The organism is Bartonella sp. B30(2025), from assembly GCF_053793825.1.
Window position 1 is genome coordinate 1,572,902 of the sequence record NZ_CP200034.1, and the last position, 17,165, is coordinate 1,590,066.

13 protein-coding genes, 1 tRNA gene and 3 pseudogenes are annotated in these 17,165 nt (G+C 31.5%); 10 read left to right on the forward strand and 7 right to left on the reverse strand.

The features are described from left to right. The first annotated feature begins 596 nt into the window (after positions 1–596). Positions 597–1,748, forward strand: coding sequence for an FMN-dependent L-lactate dehydrogenase LldD (gene lldD / locus V4P55_RS06715; protein WP_455474321.1), 1,152 nt, complete (start codon positions 597–599; stop codon positions 1,746–1,748). 485 nt (positions 1,749–2,233) lie between these two features. Here the strand turns inward: lldD and V4P55_RS06720 are convergent. Further along, positions 2,234–2,306: transfer RNA gene (locus tag V4P55_RS06720), tRNA-Thr, on the reverse strand. Between the two features lie 1,226 nt (positions 2,307–3,532). Between V4P55_RS06720 and V4P55_RS06725 the strand changes: the two genes are divergently transcribed. From V4P55_RS06725 to V4P55_RS06750, 6 genes are all read left to right on the forward strand, one after another. Then, positions 3,533–4,969 (forward strand): amino acid permease, encoded by a 1,437-nt coding sequence (locus V4P55_RS06725; protein WP_455474322.1) that lies wholly within the window; start codon positions 3,533–3,535, stop codon positions 4,967–4,969. A gap of 40 nt (positions 4,970–5,009) precedes the next feature. Further along, entirely contained in the window at positions 5,010–5,690 is a 681-nt protein-coding gene (locus V4P55_RS06730) for an energy-coupling factor ABC transporter ATP-binding protein (protein WP_455475072.1), read from the forward strand. After that, on the forward strand, positions 5,687–6,292 hold the full coding sequence (locus V4P55_RS06735; RefSeq protein ID WP_455474323.1) for an energy-coupling factor transporter transmembrane component T family protein: 606 nt from the start codon (positions 5,687–5,689) through the stop codon (positions 6,290–6,292). The genes V4P55_RS06730 and V4P55_RS06735 overlap by 4 nt, the downstream gene beginning before the upstream one ends. A gap of 41 nt (positions 6,293–6,333) precedes the next feature. Then, positions 6,334–6,888, forward strand: coding sequence for a biotin transporter BioY (locus V4P55_RS06740; RefSeq protein ID WP_455474324.1), 555 nt, complete (start codon positions 6,334–6,336; stop codon positions 6,886–6,888). Between the two features lie 301 nt (positions 6,889–7,189). Next, positions 7,190–7,759 (forward strand): biotin transporter BioY, encoded by a 570-nt coding sequence (locus V4P55_RS06745; RefSeq protein ID WP_455474325.1) that lies wholly within the window; start codon positions 7,190–7,192, stop codon positions 7,757–7,759. A gap of 509 nt (positions 7,760–8,268) precedes the next feature. Then, the gene (locus V4P55_RS06750) at positions 8,269–8,586 is read left to right on the forward strand and encodes a hypothetical protein (RefSeq protein WP_455474327.1); all 318 of its coding nucleotides are present in this window, start codon (positions 8,269–8,271) and stop codon (positions 8,584–8,586) included. 910 nt (positions 8,587–9,496) lie between these two features. Here V4P55_RS06750 and V4P55_RS06755 read toward each other — a convergent pair. From V4P55_RS06755 to V4P55_RS06780, 6 genes and pseudogenes are all read right to left on the reverse strand, one after another. Then, positions 9,497–9,883: pseudogene (locus V4P55_RS06755) on the reverse strand (tyrosine-type recombinase/integrase); the annotation flags it as partial. Positions 9,884–10,244: 361 nt separating this feature from the next. Next, positions 10,245–11,405, reverse strand: a complete 1,161-nt coding sequence (locus V4P55_RS06760; RefSeq protein ID WP_455475073.1) for an MFS transporter — start codon at positions 11,403–11,405, stop codon at positions 10,245–10,247. 830 nt (positions 11,406–12,235) lie between these two features. Beyond that, complete coding sequence (locus tag V4P55_RS06765; protein WP_455474328.1) at positions 12,236–12,802, reverse strand: LysE family translocator; 567 nt, start codon at positions 12,800–12,802, stop codon at positions 12,236–12,238. A gap of 62 nt (positions 12,803–12,864) precedes the next feature. Next, positions 12,865–13,473, reverse strand: a pseudogene (locus V4P55_RS06770) (fumarylacetoacetate hydrolase family protein). Positions 13,474–13,627: 154 nt separating this feature from the next. Further along, a complete protein-coding gene (locus tag V4P55_RS06775; RefSeq protein ID WP_455474329.1) occupies positions 13,628–13,786 on the reverse strand; it encodes an NAD(P)-dependent oxidoreductase in 159 nt (52 codons plus the stop codon). Between the two features lie 68 nt (positions 13,787–13,854). Then, positions 13,855–14,010, reverse strand: coding sequence for a hypothetical protein (locus tag V4P55_RS06780; protein ID WP_455474330.1), 156 nt, complete (start codon positions 14,008–14,010; stop codon positions 13,855–13,857). 574 nt (positions 14,011–14,584) lie between these two features. On the opposite strand from V4P55_RS06780, the gene V4P55_RS06785 reads away from it, so the two are divergent. The 3 genes and pseudogenes from V4P55_RS06785 (at position 14,585) to V4P55_RS06795 (ending at position 16,894) form a co-directional block, all read left to right on the forward strand. Beyond that, positions 14,585–15,796 (forward strand): MFS transporter, encoded by a 1,212-nt coding sequence (locus V4P55_RS06785; RefSeq protein WP_455474332.1) that lies wholly within the window; start codon positions 14,585–14,587, stop codon positions 15,794–15,796. Positions 15,797–15,890: 94 nt separating this feature from the next. After that, positions 15,891–16,270, forward strand: a pseudogene (locus tag V4P55_RS06790) (P-type DNA transfer ATPase VirB11); the annotation flags it as partial. A 429-nt stretch (positions 16,271–16,699) separates the two neighbouring features. Continuing rightward, the gene (locus V4P55_RS06795) at positions 16,700–16,894 is read left to right on the forward strand and encodes a hypothetical protein (protein WP_455474333.1); all 195 of its coding nucleotides are present in this window, start codon (positions 16,700–16,702) and stop codon (positions 16,892–16,894) included. Positions 16,895–17,165: the final 271 nt, after the last annotated feature.

Consider the following 17,165-nt stretch of genomic DNA (forward strand, 5'->3'; position numbering starts at 1 on the left):
TAAATGTTATTCGCGTAATTTTGTTTAAATTACTTATCTCGTTGATCCATTATAGTATTTAAATTTTCTCTTAGTGCCCTAAGTAAACTTTGAAAGTGTGTTCCTATAAACTTTAGTTAATGTCATGTGGGAACCCGCTGGATTTTTTTTATTATCTAAGAAGTTTGCCATGTCGTTCAACGAGTTTGATTAGTTTTATTAATGGCCTTTTTAACATTTACAGGGGGATTCGTGATATAAGTTAATCATTGGCCACACGCTCCTTACAAGATTGTTAAAACATTTTTGTAAGAGGATATTGCTTCAAAACTGTAATCAGTCATTAAAGCAGACATTTCAAAAGAACATTAATCACAAAAAGTGATATGACCTTGATGTTTGAGCGTATACCAATAATATGTGCGTTTGCATGTTATTGATTACAGTTCTTAGGAGTGTGTATCTGTGTGTTATCAGCTTTTTTTGTTGCAATCTCTTGTACCTGTAATTACTGAATGAAATTCTCTATTAGGATATCTGATAGAGAATATGCGCGGGTTGGGGATTATTAGTTTTTGGGTGCATTGCACCTTTTATTGAGAAACAATGGTGTTATTATGATTATTTCCTCAGCGTTGGATTATCGCAAAGCAGCAAAGCGTCGGCTTCCTCCTTTTCTTTTTCATTATATTGATGGTGGAGCTTACGCTGAAGAGACATTACGACATAATTGTACAGATCTTCAAAAAATTGCATTGCGTCAAAGGATTCTGAAACAGGTTGGTGAAGTTGATCTTTCTATCCAGCTTTTTGACAAAACACTTGATATGCCAGTCGTGTTGGCACCTGTTGGGTTAACTGGTATGTATGCGCGCCGTGGTGAGGTGCAAGCTGCACGTGCCGCAATAGCGAAGGGTATCCCTTTTACGCTTTCTTCAGTTTCAGTTTGTCCTATTGAAGAAGTACATGCAGCGGTTGGAAACGCATTTTGGTTTCAACTTTACGTTCTTAAGGATCGTGGCTTTATGCGCAATGTTTTAGAACGGGCTTGGGAAGCTGGTTTACGTACGTTGGTTTTTACTGTCGATATGCCGATTCCTGGTGCACGTTATCGTGATGCTCATTCTGGTATGTCTGGGCCTTATGCTGGGGTACGTCGTATTTTACAGGCTATGATACATCCACATTGGGCTTGGGATGTTGGTGTTATGGGGCGCCCACATGATCTTGGAAATGTGTCTGCTTATCTTAAAAAGAAGATTGCATTAGAAGATTATATTGGTTGGCTTGGTGCAAATTTTGATCCATCAATTGGCTGGTCTGATTTACAATGGATTCGAGACTTTTGGAAAGGGAAAATGATTCTGAAAGGTATTCTTGATCCACAAGATGCGCGAGAAGCAGTGAAATTTGGTGCTGATGGTCTTGTTGTATCCAATCATGGTGGACGTCAGCTTGATGGTGCATTATCAACTACACGGGCTTTGCCAGCAATTGTGGATGCTGTAAAGGGTGATTTGACTATTTTAGTTGATTCTGGTGTTCGTTCTGGTCTTGATGTTGTTCGCATGATTGCACAAGGTGCGGATGCTGTCATGATTGGTCGTGCCTTTGTTTATGCACTTGCTGCAGCGGGTGAAAAGGGTGTTACGCACGTTCTTGATCTTTTCGCTAATGAAATGCGGGTAGCTATGACGTTAACGGGTGCGCGCGCAATTAAAGAAATTACACGTGATAGCTTAGCAAATATCAATGTTGCTAATTCGTGATGGGTGTGTATCTGTATATGTGTCTTTGGGAAGAGTTTTTCCAAAGTGACTAATGTAATCTGGGTGCAGTCAGATATTTTCATGTGTTATTTTAATGATAGTATAACTTTTGTCATACCATTATTACTAACTCTATAATTTGCTAAACGCCAACTTGGTTTTCATTGCAGAATTGCTTTGTTTATTTGGTATTCTTTTAATAATACAAATTTGTAAGCAATACCGTACATCGTATCATATGTCGTTTAGCAATTATTTTTCCAAGTTTTGTAATCGTTGTTTATGTATCAATAGTCCTATAAGACTTGCATAATTATAAAATAGATATGTCTGTTAAGGTAAGGATTGTTAGCTTTAATGTCATTTCTTAGAAAAAATAAGCAATAATGAGATACTAATTTTATTGATGTATAATGATTTATCATGAAGAGTAAGTTTGGTCGAGTTTATCCTATTTACTTAGGTTTATCAACAAAACAAAACGGTGCCGCATGCCGGTTTCGAACCAGCGACCCCATCATTACGAATGATGTGCTCTACCAACTGAGCTAATGCGGCATAAAATCATACATTTGTCAAACAAAATTGACTGTAGGGTAATAGCTGAAGGGACGTATAAAAGCAAGTGTGCATATTACGTAATCATTTATAAGGTGCAGCAATTATTTGAAATGCAAAAAGTGTTTTATCAAATAAGAAATAAAATAGTATTTTTGATCTTTACGTTGTAATATTTTGATAAAATGCTTTTTTAATTTATGGAAATAATTGATTGTGGAAGAGGTATTAAGGAATGCTCTGTTGGGAGTAGTACATGTATTAAGCATCCATAATATAGATAAAGATACCTGCAGCTTTGATGAGAAAAGGGAAGTTTTTAAGCTATTTATGGAAGGAATAATAATACTAATGCCCATAATATATGTGAAAGTAATACGGGACACTAGATAAAAGAGAAAATGTTTTTCTATCTAAGATAGGTTAAAAACCATGTTTGATAAAAAGAGATTTTACAAAATTAAAAATGAATCTGGCTTAAGAAAAAATTTGAATTGAAAAATTCTGCTCGTATTGTTACAGATCGATAGAAAAGTTTGGATGGTATATTAAAAAATTTAATATTTTAATAGAATAATGTATACGTTTATAATCAAATTTGTGAAATATTTTTAGTTTGCACTTATTAGTAAAACGATTTTAAAGTTATCCTAACGACATGCGATTTTTTTTTAAGATAATCAACTATGCGTATGCAATAAATTTTAGAAACATTTCTACAATATCAAATATATTTTCTTTTTGTAAACGAGGCTTTGTGAAAAGGCTTCGGTTTTTTATAATTCAAGATACAAAACACTATTGCTAACGTGCCCAAAATAAGCCACGCTGGTAAAGAAATGAGAGAAATACAAGTTGAAGATAGGAAAACGGACATGGCATTACTTATAGACTGATTAAGACTATAAGTATCTGTTTGCAGTAACTTTGCTAATATCTCATTGAAAGGGGTTATAGTCCAATGTGCTGTACTCACAGTATGTGCGCAATCAATGACGGATACTATAATCGTCAGTGTGATGAAAATAAAAGCCATTAATTTAAATAAAGCACGGAACATATTTTTCTTTTCAGTTAAAAAAGGATATTTGCGTAACGTACAGAAAAATAAGTGGTTGCATTATAATAAAAAAAGAAACTTACATTCGTTTTTATATTAAAAAAAATGCACAAAGTTTTTGGTCCGCCGATGAAAATTTAATATAAATCTAATAAAGTAATGAGTAATGATGTTTGAGGAAAAGCACAATGAATTGAAGCGTAGTCTTCAAAATCGCCATGTTCAAATGATTGCCCTGGGAGGTGTTATTGGAACGGGTCTTTTTTATGGATCACTCGAATCTATTCAGTTAACAGGCCCTTCAACTATTTTAGCTTATCTTTTTGGGGGGCTTGTCATGTATTTTATTATGCGAATGCTTGGTGAAATGTTAGCAGAAGAGCCATTATCAGGTGCTTTTAGCTTCTTCGCTTATAAATATTGGGGACATTTGGCAGGTTTCATAACGGGTTGGAATTATTGGTTTCTTTATATTCTTGTTGGGATGACAGAACTTACAGTTATCGGTTTTTACTTTGATCATTGGGTTCTCATCGACCATTGGAAATCATCTTTGATTGTTTTTATATTTGTGACATTGATAAATTTGTTTAATGTTCGCTTTTACGGAGAATTTGAATTTGGCTTGGCTTTAATTAAAGTTGCTGCTGTTGTCGGTATGATCATTTTTGGAGTTTTTCTCATTGTTACCGGAATAGGGGATCATCAAGCGAGCATTCAGCGTCTTTGGGATTGTGGAGGTTTTTTCCCTTATGGTGCAACAGGATTTGTTTTTGCTACTTGTGTTGTTATGTTTTCTTTTGGTGGAACAGAGCTTATTGGTGTTGCTGCTGGAGAAACATCAAATCCACAAAAAACAATTCCAACAGCTATTCGTCAAGTGATGTGGAGGATTATAATTTTTTATATTGGTTCTATTAGTATTATTATGATGATAAGCCCATGGAATATGATCGGAAAAAATAGTAGTCCTTTTGTTACAATTTTTGAAACTATAGGAATTCCCGTAGCAGGTCATATTTTAAATTTTGTGGTTATTATAGCTGCTATTTCAGTTTATAATAGTAGTATTTATTCTAACAGCCGTATGCTTTATAATTTAGCTATACAAAAAAATGCACCGCATATTTTTAGTAAATTGAACAATGCTCGTGTTCCTTATGTTGCTACTTTTTTTTCATCTCTCTGTACCGGAATAATTGTTATTGTTAATGCTCTTGTACCTCATAATAGTTTTATGCGTATCATGGCTCTTGCAACGGCAGCGGCAATTATTACCTGGGCTATTATTGTTATTGTTCATTTAAAATTTCGAAAAGCATATAAACACAGAAAAAAGTCATTGATTTATGCTTTTGGTTTATATCCTTATGCTAATTATCTTTGTCTCTGCTTTCTTGCATTGTTATTTTGCATTATGTTTATTAGTGGTTTTGGGCAAGACGGATTAATGGCTAAATTTTTTAATATTATAGGAGTAAAGACGTCATTTATTGAATCCTATATTCCTGCTCAGATGCCTGATATGAGTTTGGTAGTGGTTATTATTCCTATATGGTGTTTAATTTTGTTTTTGAGTTATAAGCTTAAGCTGTATCGATAAAGGGGAATGTATAAAGAAAGTAGATTGATTGGAAGAAGCTTTGGGTATCATACAATTTGATAAAGTAACGCAAGTCTTTGGTGATTTGTGTGTTTTAAAAAATATTACTGTACGACTTACTGAAAGACGAATAGCAGTTATTGGTGCGAATGGTTCTGGAAAAAGTACATTTGTTCGCCTTATCAATGGGTTGCAGTTGCCATCTGATGGTGTTGTGAGTGTAGATGGACTCGATACAAAACGTGATGCAAAAGCAGTTAAGCGTAAAATAGGATTTGTCTTTCAAAATCCTGATAACCAAATTGTTTTGCCGTTAGTGGAAGAGGATTTATCTTTTGGGCTCAAAAATTTAAAGCTAAGTAAAGATGAAATTAAAGAACGTGTAGACGAAATTTTACAACGCTATGATCTTCAAGCCTTTAAAAACCATGCAGTTCATTTATTAAGTGGTGGACAAAAGCAATTAATTGCCATCTCAGGGGTGGTGGCAATGAAGCCAGATTATATTATTTTTGATGAGCCAACGACATTACTTGATTTGAAAAACAAGCGTCGTGTTGCACAAGTTATAGAAGAATTATCGCAAACAGCCATTGTTGTATCGCATGATTTGGAGTTTCTTGAAAACTTTGATAGAGTACTAGTTTTTGATAAGGGAGAAATAGCTATTGATGATATACCTTCTATTGCGATAAAAGAGTATATGAGAAAAATGTCTTGATTAGTTTATATTATCCTCAGAATACATTTATTCATAGGCTAAAACCCGGGATTAAGTTAGTATTTCTTGCCGTATATGCAATTATTATGTTTATGATTTCATCTATAGCGATGCTTTCATTATTTTTGTTGCTTGTAGCTTTATTATATATAGTTGCAAAGATTCCTTTTAGAAATATTTTAAAACAGTTAAAATCGGTAAGTTTATTTTTAGGACTTATATTGTTTGTTCAGGTTATTTTTAATAGTTGGCTTACGGGTTTTGAAGTTATATTACGCTTGCTCACCCTTATTTTTTTAGCATCACTTGTTTCGTTAACAACTAAAGTTTCAGATATGGTAAGCTCAATTGAGATGGGGCTTAGTCCATTTCGATACTTTGGTGTAAATCCATCAAAATTTAGTATGGTTTTATCTATGACAATTAGATTTATTCCCGTTGTTAGCGAAAAGTTTAATGAAATACGTGAAGCACAACGGGCACGTGGGCTTGATACTAATGTTTTTGCTCTTGCAATGCCTTTAATGATACGTACTATCAAAATGGCTTCAGAAGTTGCTGAAGCTTTGGATGCACGCTCTTATGACGGCGATATTGAATAAGTTTTCGTAATGGTAAAAAATATATGACAGATAAATAATTAATGAATACAAAAGATTTAACTTATATTGCTTTATTTGCAGCTATTTATGCAATTTTAGGACTTTTTCCTCCTCTTTACTTTCCTTATTTTCTTGGACTTCCTATTACAGCTCAATCTATGGGACCGATGTTGGCAGGATCCATCCTTGGGGCAAAAAGAGGGTCCTTAGCATCGATTCTTTTCCTGGTTTTGGTTGCAATTGGTTTTCCTTTATTATCTGGTGGGCATGGAGGTCTTGGTGCTTTTTTAGGAGCTGGAGGTGGTTATCTAATCGGTTTTGTATTTGCTGCGTTTTTTATTGGTTTTATGGTTGAGTTATTTTGGTATCGGTTAAATTTTATCCTATTGGTTATAATAAATGCTGTAGGTGGTATAGGAATTGTATATCTTTTTGGAGTTCCGTGGATGGCTTATATCAATAAAATCACTTTACTGAAGGCTTTAATAATTTCTTCAGGCTTTATGATTGGTGATTTTTTAAAAGTGCTCATTGCATCTTCTATTGCTCTTACAACTAAGAAGTCTGTTCCTCTTATTTCCTATAAAAAAAAGTAAATCTTATTCTGGAGAGAACTTTGCATAGAATGATATGACAAGTACAGAAAACTATAATATGTTGAGCTTTTTTGTCTTACAGATTTATTCTAGTTAATAGATGATTGAATAAAATGCTCAAAGTGCAATGAGTATATGATTTAATGTCAGTACTTTTGTTCTTGCAGTGTTTTGTGTTTAATTATAGGAAAAACTAGGTTTATTTCAGAGGGGTCTGAGATTTTTTAAGATACGTTCTTATAATCATGACATTGGCTATCAGTGTAATGATGATACGGGGATTATCAAAAGGGGATAATTAATGAATGTAAAAGATTTAACTTATATTGCCTTATTTGCAGCTATTTATGCAATTTTAGGTCTTTTCCCACCTATTACCTTCCCTTTTTTGCAAGGTATCCCAATTACAGCCCAGTCTATGGGACCAATGTTAGTAGGATCTATACTTGGCGCCAAAAGAGGGGCTTTAGCATCAATTCTGTTCCTTGTTCTTGTTGCAGCTGGTTTTCCTTTATTAGCTGGTGGGCGTGGAGGTATAGGCGCTTTTTTAGGAGCAGGGGGCGGTTATCTCATAGGTTTTGTATTTGCTGCGTTTCTTATTGGTTTTATGGTTGAGCTATTTTGGTATCGGTTAAATTTTATTATATTAGTTGTAATAAATACTATAGGTGGCATTGGAGTTGTATATCTTTTTGGAGTACCATGGATGGCTTATATTACTAAAATTTCTTTACTGAAAGCTTTAATGATTTCAATGGGTTTTATAATAAGCGGTTTTTTAAAGGTACTGATTGCGTCTTCTATTGCTCTTACAGTTAAGAAATCCGTTCCTCTTATTTCACCCTCCAAAAAATATTTTTACTTTTTATAAAAATTTGTATCATGCTTTATTGAGGTGAAAGAAGAATAATGTGCGAGGTTCTTTGTATTATTTATTGCATTTTAAATTGAAAAAATATGCAAAATAAAGAGAATATATGACGCATTATTGAAGTGATTATCGTAAAATGACACCTGAATTTTCGTTATATATTTTATAATTTATTATTTAATGAGATGATAATAAATATAGTATGAATTTAAATTGATACTTTAAACGCAGACTGTAGTTATTATATATGAGCAAATAATATTTTTATAAAAAATAATAATTTGTATTTATGCCATTTTTTCGCAAGATATTAGTATAAAATTCCTATATAATTGCAGAAAACAATGTATTTTAAGTAACACAATATAATCAAAGTGATACTAAGACATTATTTTTAATAAACAAACTATTTTTATAATATATAATAATTATCACTATATACATATAAGTAGAATTATGTTAAATTCACTATGTATTTTAAAAATTAAAATAAATTATATAGGTGAATTATGAACATAAAATATTTTTTTATTATATTCACTGTTATTTTTGGTTTTTTTTCTGTTGTAAACGCATCTGAATGCACTGATATTAAAGGATCAGCTCCTATTATCATTAATCCTACAGATTTTAGTAAAGCTTTGCTTTATAATACCCATGATGAAATTTTATTAAATAAAGTTGTTTCATCATCACATTCGTCACTTACAGTTACTTATAGTGCCCCTTGGAAGGCGGTTGGATCGGGGTTTAGTAAAATGAAACAAGTTTATTGTGGTTTAGCTGTGTATTTCTATAATTTTTTCTTAAGTATGTTCAAGTTGTAAAAAAAATACATTATAGTGTTTTTCTGTATAATTTTTGTAGCAAAAATATATTTTATCTTTTTATAAGTGTTTATCATTTGTGAGTGAAAGAATTTATGTTAACTCTTAATATAAGAGATTATAGATCATGTCTGTGTATATAAATGACATATACTTATAATCAATCTATCTAATTCATAAGAAAAAACTTACGGATAAGAGTGATTACGATTGTGAGATCATCAATTTTTTCGATATCATCAGAATAATTTTGGTGATCTTGCAAAAACTAAAATATTTTACTTATTCCAGATAAGTGTTTTTTTGTTGTATACTAACTGAGTTTAAGAGCTGTCCTTTAGCTGAAAAAGAAAAATGACTTTTATGTTTTAGCAAAAAGAGCTCTCATTGTTTTAAATTTTTATCAATGTTTTCAGTCTTACAAAGTTTTAGACTAAACGGAGCAGATTAAGCAAAGGTTTCGATACAATAGGATTTTGTGAGAATGTGTTGTCAATTTTAAAAGCTAAATAGTCCGTTTTAAATTGTTTTCTCGCATTTCAATGATCTCTATTATTCTTAAGTAGCTTTAATACAGATAATATCCATTAATATAATGTGATTATAACATATATCGAAAGCAAATTTGTATCGCATCTTAAGAATAGTAATGAAGCAAAAAGATTTTTTCAGTTTTCAAGTTTTTAGAAGTAGAAATACTTTTAAACGCAAAATATTTTACAGAATACGCACCTTAAAAGAAAGTTTTTGCTCGCGAAACATTGTCAAAACAAATTTCAAAGTACTATTCTCTTAATCTTTTTTATGTCGAAAATAAAAATTAATAGATTGTGTGTAATTAACGACAATTAATAAAGAGGATAATGCCCAGACACTGTATAAAATTTTTCAATAAAATAAATATGTTAACTCAATATGAAGAAAATATGCGACTATTAATTCTGTTAAGTTTTTTAAGAGGTGGTCCTCCATGTCTTTGGAGCTTTTTTATCACTTCAAAGGCAAGACTTCTGTGGTCAGCGTTTTTTGGGTAAAGAGATGCTATTTTATCTTCTATTCCACCCAAAAGTGCTTTGAGTTATGCGACCGTTGCATTTGCATTTTCGGCTCGTGCTGCTGCTAATTTCTTAATCCATGTGCTGATTTTTTAATACCAGTCGCGTTACAAGCATTTCAAAACAGACTTCCAAAACTTTCTTTGATGTATTTTTTTCCATTTTTTGCTGCAAATAAATGTTTCATCTTCGACAAGACCAATTGCAAGTGTAGAGACTCATTTCGGTAAAATGGGAAGGAAATTTTGAAAAGTCTTTGAAAATTTAAAAAAATCTTTAAAATCCTAGAAACTAGCTTTGAAGTATCTTTGAAAAAATTAAATCATACCTTTGCAGTACATAAATTTAATTTTTTTAAAAAGAGACTTTATTTTAGCACTGCTAAAGTTGCTGAACATGAGAACTATAATGCTGAAATGATATCATTTTACGCCAACCCTAACAAGAGAATTTTTCATGGTTGAATGCAATAAGAAAGGGAAATGTGTTTGTTGTCATTTTATTAAATGTAAAACAAATTAAAAATTAACTAATTAATAATGCTGTGATATGTGAGTTGATCTACCAGCCTACTGGGAAGAATGAAACAGTGACAATAATAAGTTAATATTTTCGTTGAAGCTTTTTAAAGGTTTCTTCTAAAAAAGGACCGCAAAAAATAAATACAAACACAAATATACCAAAAATGTAAACTAATGACAAAAAGCCAAATATATTTACCATATACGCACTCAGGTAAAAAAATACCAATAAGCTAAGTCTTACAACAGTTGACAAAAAAGATTCGTATGTGGCTCTGAGATTATCACCAATACTATCGTGTAGAGCAACTTCTGCACGAAGGGATGTGAATTTAATTAAATAAAAAATCATGCATATTAAAATAACAGCAATCTCTTTTCTTGGATAAAAGAAAGTAACCGTAAAAATCATAAAAGCTGAAAGAAACAGCAGTAAAATAAAATTCATTCTCTCATTCAGTTTTGTAAATAAAAAACTCGCTAGTAGCTGGGAAAGCAATATAAGAGAAAATACCACACCGAGATAAGAATAAGTTACATTAATATTGTAATCTTTAAATATCCACTGCCAATATTGCGAAAATATATTAAAAAAGATAAGTAAAAAATAAAAAGATAGAGATATATAAGGAATTTTAATAAAAATAGATAACATCTCTTTTGTATCAGAAATTAACGAGTTCGCCTGTTCTGTTTTTTTCTTTCCTTTTAGATCATCTAAAAAAAACAAACCAAACAGTGTCGTAATCATCATTAAAAACGCAGATATGTACCATATATATTGACTAGAATAATCAGCAAAATATGCGCCTACCAAACTAAATATAAACATGCCAACATAATTATATTGAGAGCTGGAACCAAGTACCTTTTTAGTAGACGTAAGTTTTGTCTTTGCGTATTGAACAAGTAGAGCATTGTAGGCACCAGCAATCAATGTAAGTGATAATGCATTAAAAAATTCTGCCAAAAGAATGCCGTAAAAGCCATTAGAAATCCCCATAAGAAATAGCCATGTGGCTGAAAAAGCTGACGCCAAAATTATAGATATTTTATAACTTTTTCTATCTGCAAAATATCCAAGAGGAATATCTGTAACCATCATAATAAAAGCTTGAAATGACTTAATTATACCTATATCGACAATAGTTAATCCTTTTTCAAGCATATAAAACACAATGAAGGCACCTGTCAGAATTCTTATGCCATTAAACAAAAAACCAAATGTTAATATACTAGCCATTTCCTCACCGACAGCGCTCATAAAGCTAAATAATACCTTATTTTATAAGATACACATAAATTCCTATCTTATTACAAATATGGCAATATCTACTATAACAAAACTTCAATTTTGTAAATTTGATACCCAAAAAGGTTAATGAATAATCTAGGTTTTATAATTTGACATTTGTCAAAGTTTGTTAAATACAATGCTGCATAATGATATTTGCAAATCAAAACGACTCTTTATGTGCAAAAAACTTATCTGAGGCAATTTATAACGAAATGTTCTCATCTTCTGATGATCAGCAAGAGAAAAATGGATAAAGTGGTAACAGAACAGTTTCTAGCTGTGAAAAACGTTATTGCAAAAGACCAACGTTTATATCGCCAACATAATCTGCAAGCTGCGCTATAATATCTGGTTATAGAAGATGAGTTGCTCCCATATCTGACGAATGCGTTGCGGATTATTCTTAATACTTGCCGTAAATATTTTGGTTATTAAATCATTTATAGAGTCTACCTTGGATTCAATTATATCGTATATTGTTTCTAGGTCTCTGCAAAATTGGGATATTTGTTTAAGCAATATCATAAATTAGTGCTTATATATCTGGCATCTATACTAAATATTAAATCGACAACTTGTGTTTTAGGATTAATATCTTTTTCGCTTTAAATTTTTTTTGCATAATTAATCGTTAGATTCTCAGAGTTCAGCTATATAAGAGAAAACAGGATGAATTGTAGGAATAGAGGACAGAAATTTCATATTCATAGCGATAAACAGCGCAAATGAGAGTGGATTTATCTATCAGCCGTATAATTTATTATCAAAAGCTAAAGTTATCCGAAGAAAATAAAATAAGAAAATAGAAATAAAGCTGTTCCTGTTGCTATATTAATATATCCTTTTATTTTTTGCTTTTTTAAACTAGCGCTAGCAAATGATATAAAAATGGTTATCGAAGTAAACCATGCAAATATGTTGAAAGAATGTATCGTTACAAGTTCAAATCCCTTTTTAATACTATCGCTAAAAGATAAAAATTTTGGGAAGGCTGCTATATAGAATATTAATACTTTTGGGTTTAATATTTGTGTCATAAAACCATCCACATAACTGGTAAGCAACTTTTCTTTATCTTTAGTATTATTGTCATTTTGTTGTGTTACATTTTTTAAAGTTAAGCTGTTAATTCCAGATTTAAACGATTTAACTCCCATATATAATAAATAACAGCCACCCATTAATTTTACTAAAAAAAATAGCGTTTTATTATTAAGAATAATTGCTGATACACCTAGTATGGAAAATGTCCCATGTGCGTATGTTGCTGTACATAATCCTATAACGCTAGCAAATGAATTCTTTTTTCCCAATCTAGTTGCACGATCAATTATAAAAGCCATATTCGGTCCAGGTGATATGACTAAAAAAAATGAAACTATGAAAAAGGCTAGTATTTGATGATTCATTTGACTTTTATTTTTGAAATTAAGTTATCTTCGATATATAAATCTATTTCATCAAACTTAGAAAGTTTTCCCACTCCCTGCGGAGTGCCTGTATATATTATATCTCCGCTTCTTAGTTGAATGTAGCTACTCAGGAATGATATTATTTTTCCAAAGCTAAATATCATATTTTTAGTATTACCAAGTTGCCGAGTCTTACCATTCAGTTTCATTTTAAAAGTTATAGGGTTGTTTATTTCTTCTTTGTTGATGAAATCAGAGACGTATGCGGTTCCTTTAAATCCTTTAGACAAAAGCCAAGGAAGCTTTTTTTCTTTCAATTTCGTTTACAAATCCCTAGCAGTTAGATCAAGACCTACAGCTATAGTATTGTAGCATTCTTCGGCTTCTATCTCATCAACTATAAAAGTATCTTTTGAGATTTTAAGCACAATTTCAGTTTCGAAATGTATTTCTTTAGAAAAATCAGGGAGATGAATTTGATTTCCTACGACTAGTGAACTATTCGGTTTGCTAAATATAATTGGTTCATCTTCAATAGCATTGCCCAGTTCATGGGTATGTTCAATGTAATTGCGTCCAACGCAGTAAATATTATGAATCATAAGAAACTACTAAACTTTTCATTCTCTTTTTGTACATATAAGATATAACTGTAGAAACAACATCATTTCTCATATCGATATGTGAGTTTTCTGAAAAATATGCATGGTGTGGATTAATCACCAACCGCGGTGATAACCCATTAGCATTGTCTCTTCAAGCCTTAATTAAAGGATGGTCACTGAGTGGTTTTGCGGGTAAAACGTCAAGTAGAGCATGGAATGCAGAATTATTGCTTAGATGTTTTTCTAAACAATCAAAATCTCTCAGAATTTTTCCTCTTGTTGTGTTCATTAAGAGACCATTTTTCTTCATTTTTGTTAGGAATTCTGAATTACAATTCCCATTATTTTTCTATAAGAAGGTAGTGCAGTGATATTATATCAAATTCTCCTAAAAGATATTAATATCTCTAGAAGCTTGAAGTTGAGTGATTTGGCTAGATCTTCATCAATGTATGAATCATAAACAATTACTGAGAACCCAAAAGGTTTTAATCGCTCTAGTGTTGCTTTTCCTATTTTACTTAAGCTAATCAATCCAATGGTTTTATGCTTTGGATGGAATGTTTTAAGATTATTTTCTTGCCATATTTTATCATATTTTTTGCCAAATTATTATATCTGGATACTTGTCTGCAACCTTTCAAAATCATGGTTAATGCGGTATCAGTTATTTCATCTAATAAGAAGGGGTTATTAGAAAATTCAATACTCTGCTTTCTAAACGCTTTATAATCTACTTGGTTATAACCTATACCAAATCGCTCTGCTATTTTACACTTACCTAATTTCGGAGCTGTTTTTTCTATTATTTTGCATGCCAAACTAATACGATATCAATCACTTATACAATTTCATTAGGATAGTCATCTTCATTTAAAGAATTAAAAAAAATAAAAATCAGCATCCAAATCAGTCAGTTGTTTTTCAAATTCACTAATTTCAGTTATTCTATCCGTTATCGCGATTTTCCTAATAAGCTAATTACTAAGAATAACCAGAAAATTTTTTTAGATCGCTTTTTCAAAGTTATGAAATAAGGTATAAAATTACATTTTTATAGCGTTAAACCACCATATACTGCATGAGATTAGCATAAGGAGGGGATTTTATGTTAATTTTAAAATTAAAAGAACGTTTGGTATTATTCGATAACCGAGCGTTTTTTTATTTTTCCCTAAGTGGTTTGTTTGCTACATTTGGCAATGGGCTAAATTATATATCCTTGTCATGGTTAGCCTATGATCAGACCAATTCGATCAATGGCGTAGCGCGTATGATGTTTTTTCTATGGGTGCCTAGTATTATTTTTGCGCCTATTTTAGGCATATTGTCAGATAGATATAATCGTAAAACACAAATTATCATTTCAAATCTCGTTAGAGGTTTAGTAATCGTGAGTTGGGTAACACTCTGGCATTTTGGTATAGAAATAAAATTTATATATCTATACGCTCTCTTGGGTACTTTTTCCTCTCTTTATATATCGTCAGCTGTCCCTTTTATCCAAAATATTATTCCGAAGGATCACCTAATCAATGCGAATGCGACTATTGATATGATTTATGAACTTGGCACAATAGCAGGTATGGCTTTAAGTGGATTTATACTTGCATATACAGGAATAAAAGCAACTCTTTTGATAGGTGGTATATTTTTTATAATTGCGGGGTTTTTTAATATTGTTATGACAAGATTCGGTATCACGCAAAATAAAAGTGAAAATCAACAAAGATGGTGGGATAGTTATATATCATCACTCAATTATTTTAGACAAAATCCGGTGCTTTTTGTGCCTTATATGAACCAGATGATAACCATGGTTCTTTTGATGACAATCCCTATCGTACTTGTTCCTTATACACGAGAAGTATTAAATGCTGATACAAAAATTTTTGCTATATTAGAAGCGCTGTATTCATTGGGCATATTTACGGGAGCTATTTTTTCTCCAATACTTTGTGAAATTTTATCCATAAGAAAAACTCTCGCTATTTTATTAGCAATTATAATTATAGGGCTTATTATTTTGTCATTGAATACAAATATTTTAATTGTTTTCCCTGTTTATTTCATGATTGGAGTTGGGCTTTCGAGTTGGGCTCTTTCTATTTCTTTGTCCCAGCTGTATTGTAGTTCTGAATATCAAGGAAGACTTCAAGCGACGTTTAATGGCATCGCGGGCTGCTTTATCCTTGGTATATATCTATTTATGACAACAGATACTTATGGTATTTCAGCACAGCTTATATATTTTATGCAGAGTGTATTTGCTACCATTGGGATGTTTTTCGTTCTATTTTACAAAAAAAGTACGATATAAAAATAGTTGAATTCCTATTTTAATTTCTGTTTTATAAGGTTATCAATGTAAGCACAAAAAATAGGTGCACTTATATAAAAATTTAAGTCACACACACTCAAACAAACCACAGCTTTTTTGTTCAAAAAACAATCAAGAATTCTCAAAAGCTAGAGCTAAAGAACTACGAGAATCTGTATTGCCTATACGGCTAAATAGAATATTTTTGCAAAAATCACGTTATGGTATAGCTTTTTACTATATCTGCAATGTTAACTCTGATCACCCTAGATTGATAACAACTGTCCACACTTCATCAACTTTAGCAACCTTTGAACAAATGATACTTCTTGTAAAAGAGAGTAACAGCAGAAATAACTTAGCACGTGAAAATATTCACGGCTTACTGATTTCTATGATTGATGTTGTTATTCGATGTAAGTGTGTTGAAAAAAATTTTGTATTACAGAAATTTATTCGAACGATACCCTTTAAGGCATCCATTATATATATGCGTTAGAGTTAGTGAAATGAACAATAAATACATTTTGTATTTTAAATATTGTGCATCGCTTGTAAAGCAAGTAATTCAAAGAGGATTTAAGCTATTTATCATTATTATAAAATCAAAACATGGTATTGATGATTTTCAGCATTGTTTTGTTGATAATTTAGAAGATGCTCAGGAAGTATTCAGAATTATCAGCTATCAGCTCAAAATATTCCTATCAATAATTGTTAGTGTCATCACTCATCATGATAAGAAATATTTACAGCAGAAATTATCCTGAACTACCTGTAACTTCCTGGAGCTAGTCCTATAGTTTACCACTACATTTTCGAGATAAGTACTTTCAAAAATCATTACTCACAAGTACTGTGTCCTGTCTATGATCAATGTGTATGTATTTCGTTGGACTTTGTATGGAGATATTGCTTCGTCGTTGCACTCCATTTGTAATCAAGCTTACTAACAGCACTGGTAGCGAAAAGACGAGGATGATCCATGATGAGCAAATGGTCAAGCAGTTTATGGATGATAGCGCAGGAAATCCCGCTATAGCTCTTGTAGAGGAGTCCTATATTCAGGGGAAAGAATATTGTGTCGATGGTTTATAGAAAAAGGGTAATTTAATTTGCTAGCCTACATAGTATTTACGATATTTTTAGTTCTTTTTCATTGTGCACCATGTATTCCATTTTTAATCTGTCTATAGAAGCTATATATGTCTTTTCCTTATATAAAAATTTTTTTCAGCATCTTAGATGATTGAAGAGATGTTGTTGTATAATCTCAACAAAGAGATCATGGTTAAATTTTCAGAAACTAAGAATACAATAGCGCTACTGATTTGAAGCATTCTTGTCCTGCTTATTTCATTTTCTATTC

Coding starts and splice junctions, on each gene's coding strand:
- V4P55_RS06745 (WP_455474325.1), top strand. CDS start 7,190: ATGAATGTAAAAGATTTAACTTATATTGCCTTATTTGCAGCTATTTAT.
- V4P55_RS06740 (WP_455474324.1), top strand. CDS start 6,334: ATGAATACAAAAGATTTAACTTATATTGCTTTATTTGCAGCTATTTAT.
- V4P55_RS06725 (WP_455474322.1), top strand. CDS start 3,533: ATGATGTTTGAGGAAAAGCACAATGAATTGAAGCGTAGTCTTCAAAAT.
- V4P55_RS06760 (WP_455475073.1), bottom strand. CDS start 11,405: ATGGCTAGTATATTAACATTTGGTTTTTTGTTTAATGGCATAAGAATT.
- V4P55_RS06775 (WP_455474329.1), bottom strand. CDS start 13,786: ATGAAGAAAAATGGTCTCTTAATGAACACAACAAGAGGAAAAATTCTG.
- V4P55_RS06765 (WP_455474328.1), bottom strand. CDS start 12,802: ATGGCTTTTATAATTGATCGTGCAACTAGATTGGGAAAAAAGAATTCA.
- lldD (WP_455474321.1), top strand. CDS start 597: ATGATTATTTCCTCAGCGTTGGATTATCGCAAAGCAGCAAAGCGTCGG.
- V4P55_RS06785 (WP_455474332.1), top strand. CDS start 14,585: ATGTTAATTTTAAAATTAAAAGAACGTTTGGTATTATTCGATAACCGA.
- V4P55_RS06795 (WP_455474333.1), top strand. CDS start 16,700: ATGGAGATATTGCTTCGTCGTTGCACTCCATTTGTAATCAAGCTTACT.
- V4P55_RS06750 (WP_455474327.1), top strand. CDS start 8,269: ATGAACATAAAATATTTTTTTATTATATTCACTGTTATTTTTGGTTTT.